Annotated in this window: 1 protein-coding gene; it reads right to left on the bottom strand. The window is 66.5% G+C overall.

All coding sequences use genetic code 11. The features are described from left to right. Positions 1-79: 79 nt before the first annotated feature. Positions 80-2,191: sensor histidine kinase (locus ACYVDE_RS20795; RefSeq protein ID WP_460503450.1), on the bottom strand; the 2,112-nt coding region annotated here is incomplete at its 5' end.

Raw genomic sequence — 2,191 nt, 5'->3', positions numbered from 1 at the left:
ACGGCCTGCGCGCCCGCCCAGCGCGCCGGCAGCAGGCCCCACAGCAGGCCCAGCAGCAGCCAATAGCCCCGGCCTCCCACTAGGCAGGCGTTAGCGTAATGATGAATTCCGTGCCCTTGCCTTCGCAGGTGTCCACGGCCAGGGTGCCGCCGTGGCCCTTGGCAATGACGTCGTGGCACAAGCTCAGGCCCAGGCCCGTGCCCTCGCCCACCGGCTTGGTGGTGAAGAAAGGCTGGAAGATTTTGGCCCGCACTTCGGCGCTCATGCCCGTGCCGTTGTCGCACACCCGAATTTCGACGGCGCGGCTTGGCAGGCGGCGGGTGCGCACTGTCACAGTAGGCTGGTAGTGCGGGGTGGCCAGCACCTCGGCGGTGGGCACTAGGGCCAGCTCGCGCTGCCGCTCGCGCACGGCGTGCAGAGCGTTGGCGCACAGGTTCAGCAGCACGCGGCCCAGGTCGGACGCCACCACGGATACCAACCCCAGTTGGGCATCGAAATCGCGCACGAGGTGGGCATCGAACTCAGGCGACAGCGTGCGCAGTGCCTGGTAGGCCAGCAGCAGGTTTTCTTCGGCTAGGGCGTTGATATCGGTGGGCTGGCGGGGGCCGGTACCGGTGCGCGAGTGGGTCAGCATGTCGCGAATGATGGACGACGCCCGTTGCCCATGCTGGCTGATTTGCTGCAAATTCTGTTTTAGCCCCGCCAGAATCTCGCTCCGCAAGGCGCTGTCGTGGGCGTGGGGCGTGGTGGTGCCGTTCATGTCATCAACCAGCTCAGAGCTTACCTCGGCAAAGCTTTTCATGAACGTGAGCGGGTTTTGCAGCTCGTGAGCAATGCCCGACGTGAGCTCGCCCAGAAACGCCATTTTCTCGGCCTGTACCAGCTGGGCCTGAGTTTCGCGCAGCTGCGCCAGCGTGCGCCGGTTGGTGCGCAACTGCAGGTAGATGAACACGCCCAGGCCCGACACCAGCAGTACGGCCAGCCCGGCTCCCAGCAGCAGCCACTGGCCCAGCCGCAGGCGCACGGCCTGCACCGCCTGCTGCTGGCGCAGGGCCGCAATCTGGGCATTCTGGGCTTGCTCTACCCGCTCGCCCTCGTACTGCGCCACATGAAACACGCTTTGCGCCGCCGCAAAGTCGTTGACGAAGCGGATGTAGGCATTAGCGTACTGCAGGGCCTGCGCCGGCTGGCCGCGGCGGGTGTAGAAGTTCACCAGTTCCTGCAGGTACTCGGGCTGCAGGCGCTCGATGTGGGCTGTGGCGGCCTTTCGGTAAGCCAGCAGCCAGTGCTTTTCGGCCTGGGCATCGTCGTGCCGCGCGGTGTAATAGCGGGCCCAGGCAGCATCGAGCTCGAATTCACCCAGCTTGCCGGTCATGGGCACGTGCAGCGAATCGTCGAGGCGCTGCGCGCGGGCCCGCAGGGTGGCGGCGGCGGCGGGCTGCTGCTGCTGCAGGTACAGCAGGCTTTTCTGCACGAGGCCATAGGCGCGGCTGAGCTGCTGCTCCAGTGGGTCGGGCACGCGGGCGGCCAGTACGGAGTCGGCCAAGTGCATGGCCATCGGCAGCTGCCCGTTGCGAGCGTAGCCGCGCGACAAAGTCAGGAACGTGTATTCGCGTGCCATGCCATCGACGCGCCGGAAGTCGGGCAGGTGCTGGGCCATGCTCAGGTATTGCTCGGCGCGGATGTGGTTGCCCCATTTGGCATACACATCGCCTGCCACCAGCAGCTCACGCACGTACAGGCGCTGGTCGTACCCCTTCACCAGGTCGGCGGCCCGCAGAATGTTGTTGAGCGTGCGGTTGTAGTCGCCCATGCGGCGGTAGTAGCCCCCCTGCGAGATGTAGCAGGCGGCTTCGTTCTGCAACTGGCCGCGCACCCGGTAGTAGGCCAGCCGGGTTTCGTAGTATCGGCGCCGGTCTTCCATCCGGTTCAGGCGGTTGTAAAGGCCCGCCAGGTCAATCAGCACCCACGGAATGGGCCGGCCCACTCGGTCGAACCCGGTAATGGCCCGGTGCATCGAGTCGAGGGCCGCCCCGTCCGACTTACCATTCTGCCACAGTGCTACGGCGGCCCGCAGGCTGCGGTAGGGCTGGGCGTCAAAAGCCCTGAGCGCCTGGTTCAGCAGCAGCAGGCGGTCGAGCAGCGGCAGGGCCTGCGCACCGGTCGGGCGCAGGTCGAGCAGGTGTTGCAG

Source organism: Hymenobacter agri, assembly GCF_054778495.1.
Note: the sequence above shows the minus strand (reverse complement) of the source record. Positions and strands in the feature narration are given on the sequence as shown.